The sequence below is a fragment of the Nocardia amamiensis NBRC 102102 genome (genome assembly GCF_001612745.1).
GTDB classification, from domain to species: Bacteria; Actinomycetota; Actinomycetes; order Mycobacteriales; family Mycobacteriaceae; genus Nocardia; species Nocardia amamiensis.
In genome coordinates this window covers 1-7,539 of record NZ_BDBA01000311.1, presented here as the reverse complement: position 1 = coordinate 7,539, position 7,539 = coordinate 1, and the positions used below count along the sequence as shown (strand labels likewise).

Sequence of the window (7,539 nt, the reverse complement as noted above, 5' to 3'; positions counted from 1 at the left end):
ACCCGACGAGCTGACCGTCCGTGCCGACAGCGGCTACAGGCGAATCCCGGGCTAGCCCAGGATTCGCCCTGATCACTCACCCGCACTTGTACGTGCCGTGATAGGCGTCTTGCTTACCCCAGGTGACGCGGTCGTGGCCGCCCGCGGGAGTGTGTCGGCAATCGAAGTTGGGTCCTTCCTTATCGACGAACCAATTGACCCCGTAGTTGCAATTGTTGGTGACGTCCAGTTTGTGTTGGCGCCAATCGGTCGAGTGCCGTACATCGACGCATGCTGGCAGCGGAGTCCGGTCCCTGGCGGCCTCGAACTTCAGCGCGGAGAAGGGTTCCGGTCCCGAGGACGGGGCATCGTGGGCAGACGCGCCCGCGGGCGCGAGCGCTGTGGCGGCGATACCCAGACTCGATGCGCCGATGAGCATCCTGCGGCGAATAGTTGACTTCATGATGGTTTCCTCTCATTGCAATCCGAGGTCGGTTCCTCGGACGACTGATCTGCGTAGACCGCGCAGACGTACTGGTCCCAGTACCGCCCGGCGTAATAGACGTGGTCGCGCAGTAGACCCTCGACCTGGAAGTACCGGCCTTCGCCACTGCTCATCTGCGGCCAGTTGAATCCGGGGACCTCTAAATAAAGTTTGCGAAATGGGAAGGTACGGAACAGATACCGGACGAACAGGGTGATCACCTCGGCAGCCAGCCCGGTTCCGGCGTACGTCGGCTCGAACACGGCGCCGACGTAGGCGTGGCTGATGGTGCGATCGGCGCTGTACGCGACGACGTGCCCGGCGGGTTGGTTGTTATCGACGCGACGCACGACGTATTGCGTGACCACCTGCGCCCACAGTTCTTCGACGAACCGTTCGGGCGCTGGCGGTACCCCGCGGTATCGCCAGCGGAAGCAGTTCTCCGGACGAACCGCGAGCGCATAGAGATATTCGGTGTCGACCGGTTGGAGGGCGTCGAGCCGAAATACCGAGCTCTCCAAGACAGGAGCGAGCGGATCAGGTGGCGCCGGTGGCACTGCCGGCATCTGGTGCGGGCCTGACGATGATCCGTCTGCGGCACGGATCGTGAGTTGAACAAGTTTGTCCGCAACGGTTTCCGCGAGCGACAGGACATCGCCGACGGTGCCGCGGCGCCCTTGGTCGGTCTGCATGCGCACGCCGTGCGAGCCCAGCCACGCCGATACGGTCATCATGGCGAGACTGTCCAAACCGAGATCCTCGATCAGCCGAGCGGTATCCGGAAGGGCCGCGGGATCGTGGTGCAACAAGTCCGCGAGCTCAGCGCGCAGCGTTTCCCGGTTCGCTACCGGCGCAGTCGTACAGAGGCTGATTCGGTCGATCGTGGTCACTGGAGTGTCCTTTCCGGGGTTGTGTTCAATGCTTCCGCCGCATAGCGGCGGCGAGCCTCAGCGCGTCGCAGCTTCCCCGACGAGGTTCTCGGCAGGCCGCCGGGCGGCAAGACAATGACGGCATGCGGACGCAAGCCCACTCCGTCGAGGACGGCTGCGGAAATGCTGCGGCGCAGCTCGTCGTCTGTGCCGCCACTCGCCTCGACAGCGACCACGAGGTTGTCGCCGAGGTCGCCGGGTATCCCGAACACAGCGACCCGGCCGGGACGTATTCCTGGAGCCCGAGCCGCCGCCGTCTCGACGTCCTGGGGAAAGATGTTGCGGCCGCAGGCGATCAGCATGTCCTTCGCCCGCCCGCACACGATGAGCTGTCGATCGTCGGTCAGGTAGCCGATGTCGCCCGTGCGCAGCCAGCCGTGGCCGACAACGGAGGGGCCGTGAACCTCGATGTGGCCGACGGTCCGTTCGGCGAGCGGTTCGTCCGTCCGCTGGTCGACGATTCGTATCGAGGTGTCGCGAACCGGAGGGCCGAGCTTCACCAGTTGCCGGACAGGAGCGCCCGGTGCTGCCGGTATCGCTCGCCCAGTCGATTCCAAGACTAGCGAATCGACCCTGTCCAGGCCGACCCCGGCGCCGGGGGGCGAGATGGTCACCGCGACGGTGGCTTCGGCGAGTCCGTAGGCCGGCGCGACCACCGACGGGTCCAAACCGTATCGTCCCGCCGCTGCGGTGAAGCGCGCCATGGTGTCGGCATTCACCGGCTCGCCGCCGCTGATGAGCAGGCGAAGCGAGCTCAGATCGGGCCGCGGGCCGCGGGCAAGGACGCGGGTCATCAACTCGTACGCGAAGTTCGGTGCGCCCGATGCCGTAATCCGGTACTTCGAGATCGCCTCCAGCCAGGACGCCGGCCGTCGGGCGAACGTCATCGGGGATTGCAGCACGAGTTCGCCGCCATACGACATCGGCAGCGCCAGGAAGCAGATCAGACCCAAGTCGTGATAGAGCGGTAGCCAACTCAGCACGCGGTCGGGATAACCGCCGTCATACTCGACGGCCGCTCCGATCGCCGTGATGTTGGCGGCCAGGTGCGCGTGCGACACGGCGATGCCGAGGGGCGCTCGCGTGGATCCGCTGGTGTACTGCAGCAGTGCCAGGCTGTCGGGGTCGGTGCGGCGCGGTTCGCTGGGATCGGCGGTCCGGGCCGCCGTGACGAGATCGGCGAGCGCCATCGCCCGTGCCGGCACGTATTGCGCGGCAGGCTCGGTCCGCATGTCCACTACGACGAGGTCGAGCCGAGCGTCGGCAACAATTGCGGCGACGTTTCGTGCGTGCTCGCCGCCCGAGCCGGGCGTGAAAGCGGGCAGCATCGTTGCCGCCGCACCGGCCAGCCACACCGCCTGGAGCGCGGCTATGAGCTCAGTGCTCGTGTCACCTAGTAATCCCACCCGTTGGTTCGGCCCGATTCCTTTGGTGCCCAAAACGGTTGCCAGCCGGAGAGCCTGCTGGTGCACGGCCGCCCAGGAGATGGCGGTCCCAAGGTTGTCCTCGTCGAGCACGGTCACGGTAGCGTCGCCCGCATTCCGGGCGATCGCGTCGACCACCGTTGGCGCGGCACTCGTCATTTCCCAACCGCCGATGCGGCGATGGCGATCCCCAAGCGTGTTCGGGTTGTATTCATTGTCGAACTCCGTCCTCTCGGATACCGATCCAGAATCAGGTAGTCCGTGGTGGCGGCCGGATATTCTGGACAACTTTGGACAGAGTTGGTCACAATAGGGCCAGGGAGGTACGCATGGCCGATCCGCTGGACGAATTGCGTGTTCTCAAAACCCAACTGCGCGAACTGCGTTGGACCACACAGGTAGACTCCCTCATGACGCTCGCGCGGGCATCCGTCTGGGGACCTGGTGCTCGGGGCGGTATCAGCAAAGCCACCATCGGCAACATCATCAATCCGGATAACCCGACCATGCCGCGGTGGGAGACCTACGAAATATTCATCGATACCTGCCTGCGGCTCATCGATCAGGCCGGGGTCGACCCACCTGCGGACGGCGGAGATCGCCGGATCTGGCGGCAGCGCTACCTACAGATCCGAGATGCCCTGGACGACAACGGCGGACCGAACGGAGCCGTCGAGGCTGAGGCGGCCGCGGGAGCGCCGACGTCGGCCGAGTCCGATGTGGCCGAGCCGGATTCAGCCGATGCGGAGGAGATCACTCCGGGTCACCGCAGACGCCTGCAGGAATGGCTCACGGCCGCAACCGTGCTGGCGCTCGTGGTTGTCGTCGTCGGGTGGCAGCTGCGGAATACCGGCGATCCCGTATCCCGCGGCGCCCGAACGGAACCGGTGCCGTCTTTCTGCACGGAGCTGGGTGGACAGATAATCTTGGAAGAAGGCTTCGACGACACGGATACCGGCTGGCCGCAACGTGGCGGCCAGACCGAATACATTTCCGGCTCATACCGTTTGACGGCCGTATCCGGCACCCAATTTGCCTATGCCAACATACCCGTGCCGACAGTGATGAATACGTGTACCGAAGCCGTGGTGCGTAGGGAATCGGGATCCGGAGGAGTTGGGCTGACGTGCCGGGGTGAACCAGAGGTCTTCACTCGTCGCTACCTGTTCACGGTGAGCAGCACCGGGCATTGGGGTATCTCGATGGGACAGCCCGCCGAATCGAGGGTGGCCGTGCTCGCCGCCCAGGACAGCTTGCCCGGACTGAATTTGGATCAGGAAACCCGGATCGGCGCCTCGTGCCGCACCACGGTCTACGGCGCCGAATTGGTGATCAGCGTGAACGACCAGCGGATACGGTATCTGGATCCGCAATCGGAGCTGACCGGCGGGAATTTAGGTGTGGTCGGATGGTCGTGGTTAATGGAACCGGGTGCCAGCTCCAGTTTTCTGGTCGAGGAAATCCGGATCTGGGAGTTACCTTCCGGCTCGGGGTGAACATTGTCCAGCAGCCATTCGCTGCGGGTGGTCAGCCATTGCAGGGCCCGGTCTGCGAGCTGCTCCACGGCCAGTGCGGCGCGACGCCGAAGTCCGTGCGCCGCATCGCTATCCTGAAAGCATCTCCCTTCCTGACCGGTTGGGAAACCGCCGGGGCCGCCCGCTCCCACCGCGACCTCGAATCGCCCCGCGCGGCCAAAACCAGGACCACCACCGAACCCACCGAACCCGAAGCGGTTGCCGCTGAGTCGAACGACCCCGCCGAACCCGCCACCGCCGAAGTCACCGTGCCGATCCCTGTCGGCACCTTTCTACACCTCCAGCCGCCCTCCCTGTTGTAGGACGCCCTCCCGCGAGACACCCTCAGGGATCAGGCTGACTCGTGTGGGCACAGATCACTTCGTAGGCCCGGACGGCGTCTTCGGGGAAGACGAGAACGAGCAGGCGATGGCGTCGACCGCGCCGACCGGTCCATCCCACAGTTGAACGGATCCCGTTGGCACGCAGGGTGTCTCTCAAGACGTGACCTGCGTACTCGCTGGCAACGGTGGCCGCCGGGACCAGCAGGCCGTAGTCTTCGGCGTGGCTGACACGGCGGCGTCTCATCGGTCGTGTCGTTCGCCGTCGCGGCGCTGCTGGTATTCCCGCAGAACGGCCAGTTGCCTGTGCTCTTCGGTGTGCTCGGTCGTCACGAGGTGCTCCGCTTCGGGCGCCGGATCCGGGCGGAGGAACGAGCCCGGTCCGGGCTTGCCCGCGAACCCCAGTTTGTTCATCTTTTTCGGTACCGGGGCCCCTTGATACTCGACCGGAACCGGGTGGCCGTGGTCGTCGACCAGGCCCAAAGGCTGGTGCATCTCGATGTATTCGCCGTGCGGTAGGCGTTTGATCACGCCGGTCTCGATGCCGTGGGCGAGTACCGCGCGATCGCTGCGCTGCAGGCCCAGGCACATCCGGTAGGTAAGAAAGTAGGCCGTCGGTGGGCCCAGCAGCGCTGCGATGCGGAAGAACCAGGTCGTCGCGTTGAGCGAGATGTCGAAGTTCAATGCGATGATGTCGTTGACACATGCCAGCGTCAGCACCACGTAGAATGTGAGGGCCATGGCGCCGATCGCTGTGCGCACCGGCACGTCTCGCGGTCGCTGCAGCAGATTGTGGTGCGCGGTATCCCTGGACAGCCGCTTCTCGATCCACGGGTACACAATCAGCACCAAGAGCACCAACCCCATCGCCAGCGCGACCCAGAAGGCCGCCGGCACGGTGTAGTTGCCGATGTACAGCTCCCAGGGCGGCATCAGGCGCGCCATACCGTCGGTCCACATCAAGTAGAAGTCCGGCTGCGAACCCGCCGATACCTGCGACGGGTTGTACGGACCCAGGTTCCAGACCGGATTGATCTGGAACAGGCCGCCCATAAACGACACTGTCGCGAGGGTGAACATGAAGAAGGCGCTCTGGTCGAGGGAGAACACCGGCACGATCCGCGTGCCGACGACGTTGTTCTCGGTACGGGCCGGTCCGGGGAACTGAGTGTGCTTCTGGTACCAGACGATTCCGATGTGTGCGATGACCAGCGCCAACATGATCGCCGGGAACAGCAGCACGTGCGCGATGTACAGGCGGGGGATGATGATGTCACCGGGGAAGTCGCCGCCGAACATCAGCCAGTGCGTCCAGGTGCCGATGATCGGGATGGACATCGTGATCCCGGAGAACGCGGCCCGCAGACCGGTGCCCGAGAGCAGGTCGTCAGGCAGCGAGTAGCCGAAGAAGCCTTCGAACAGAGCGAGGATCAGTAGCAGCGAGCCGATCACCCAGGTGATCTCGCGCGGGCGGCGGAACGCGCCGGTGAAGAATATCCGGCACATATGTACGATCATCGACGCCACGAAAAGCAACGCGGTCCAATGGTGTACCTGCCGCACGAACAGCCCGCCACGGACCTCGAAACTGAGATTCAGCGTCGACTCGTAGGCCCGGGACATGGTCAACCCGCGCATGGGCTGGTACGCGCCGTCATAGACGACCTCGCTCATCGATGGGTCGAAGAACAACGTCAGATATACGCCCGACAGCAGCAGGATGATGAAGCTGTACAGCGCGATCTCGCCGAGCAGGAACGACCAGTGGGTCGGGAAGACCTTGTTGATCGAGCGCTTGACGAAGGCGGAAGCGCGGTAACGCTGGTCCACCGCATCTGCTCCCCGTGGCACGGTACTCATGACTGGCAAGACCTCCCGGTCCTCGACGACGGCTGCTTATAAGACATTTCGGGCCGTCGATTTCTGACACGATGTGATGCAAATCACAAACGGCCACCGCAAGCCAGGTGCGAGCAGGTCCGACGACGGCGATGTTCGGCGGCTGACGACAGTTGCCACATAGTCTCGAAGCGACTGGCACCGATCGGGTCGCCGTGCAATGACTTCGTCCGCCGATGCGCTGAGGGCGGTACGGTTGCGGAGCTGCCGCCGCGCGTCGCGGCGATCGTTCAGCGCTATGCCCAGACAGCTGTCGCACTCAACGACTTCTGCTTCCTCCTGCACGGCCGGAGCCGAAAGATCCCGTACCCGAAACGAGATCGAACAGCCCTGCGTCACGGCCGATTTCGTCCCAGCCTGCCCGCGTCCAATCGGAACCCGCTAACGTACACACCTCAGCCTGTCCACGTCGGAGATTTATGACGTCATACGTCTGGTGAAGGTCCGGTGCCAGTGAATTTGGGCTATCGCGCTCGGTCTGAGCCACGAAGGTTCAGCTCGGGTTCACGTGCGCAGGTCACGAATCCGACGGGCAAGCCGATGGATGCTGCGGGTGAGCGAGAATACGCCCATGGCTATTTCGCTGGACCAGGGAGGCGTGCCGCGCTCCAGCGCATCGCCGACCTCCTCGCGCCGCGCACCGCCGATATCGCCAGAATTGCGCGACAAGCTGAAGAGCTCGCTGGATTACGCGCTGGACATGTCTCGGATTTGTTCCAGCCGAGTGCGTTGTTGCGGATCCGGCCGCACGCGAACATCGCCACAGGCCTTCTATGAACTTGATTCTCATGGGGCAGAGCTTCTTCCGGAGATTGAGCCGAAGGTGGGCATTCCGAGTCCCGTTGCCGCCGTGGTGCGTTGGAGAGTGGAATCGATCTGGGCGAGTTTGTCTTTGACGCCGCTGTGGCTGAGACGTGACTTGCCGGGTTGTGCTGCGGGACTGTGTGGTTGGTGGTTGGCTAACTAACC

At 64.2% G+C, this 7,539-nt stretch carries 6 protein-coding genes; 2 read left to right on the top strand and 4 right to left on the bottom strand.

Annotation, left to right across the window (positions count from 1 at the left end):
• Nucleotides 1-76: 76 nt before the first annotated feature.
• The 3 genes from NA4_RS36455 to NA4_RS36445 are packed head-to-tail and all read right to left on the bottom strand — an operon-like array spanning nucleotide 77 to nucleotide 2,975.
• Entirely contained in the window at nucleotides 77-442 is a 366-nt protein-coding gene (locus tag NA4_RS36455; protein ID WP_157129518.1) for a hypothetical protein, read from the bottom strand.
• The gene (locus NA4_RS36450) at nucleotides 439-1,353 is read right to left on the bottom strand and encodes a GNAT family N-acetyltransferase (RefSeq protein WP_169811195.1); all 915 of its coding nucleotides are present in this window, start codon (nucleotides 1,351-1,353) and stop codon (nucleotides 439-441) included. Before NA4_RS36450 ends, NA4_RS36455 begins: the two co-directional genes overlap by 4 nt.
• The gene (locus tag NA4_RS36445; RefSeq protein WP_067480393.1) at nucleotides 1,350-2,975 is read right to left on the bottom strand and encodes an AMP-binding protein; all 1,626 of its coding nucleotides are present in this window, start codon (nucleotides 2,973-2,975) and stop codon (nucleotides 1,350-1,352) included. Before NA4_RS36445 ends, NA4_RS36450 begins: the two co-directional genes overlap by 4 nt.
• Between NA4_RS36445 and NA4_RS36440 the strand changes: the two genes are divergently transcribed.
• The gene (locus NA4_RS36440; RefSeq protein ID WP_157129517.1) at nucleotides 2,957-4,312 is read left to right on the top strand and encodes a hypothetical protein; all 1,356 of its coding nucleotides are present in this window, start codon (nucleotides 2,957-2,959) and stop codon (nucleotides 4,310-4,312) included. The two genes, NA4_RS36445 and NA4_RS36440, sit on opposite strands and share 19 nt — an antisense overlap.
• A complete protein-coding gene (locus tag NA4_RS36435) occupies nucleotides 4,309-4,653 on the top strand; it encodes a hypothetical protein (RefSeq protein WP_067480390.1) in 345 nt (114 codons plus the stop codon). The genes NA4_RS36440 and NA4_RS36435 overlap by 4 nt, the downstream gene beginning before the upstream one ends.
• A 261-nt stretch (nucleotides 4,654-4,914) precedes the next feature.
• Here NA4_RS36435 and qcrB read toward each other — a convergent pair whose 3' ends face one another.
• Entirely contained in the window at nucleotides 4,915-6,531 is a 1,617-nt protein-coding gene (gene qcrB / locus NA4_RS36430) for a cytochrome bc1 complex cytochrome b subunit (RefSeq protein WP_067480387.1), read from the bottom strand.
• Nucleotides 6,532-7,539 lie beyond the last annotated feature (1,008 nt).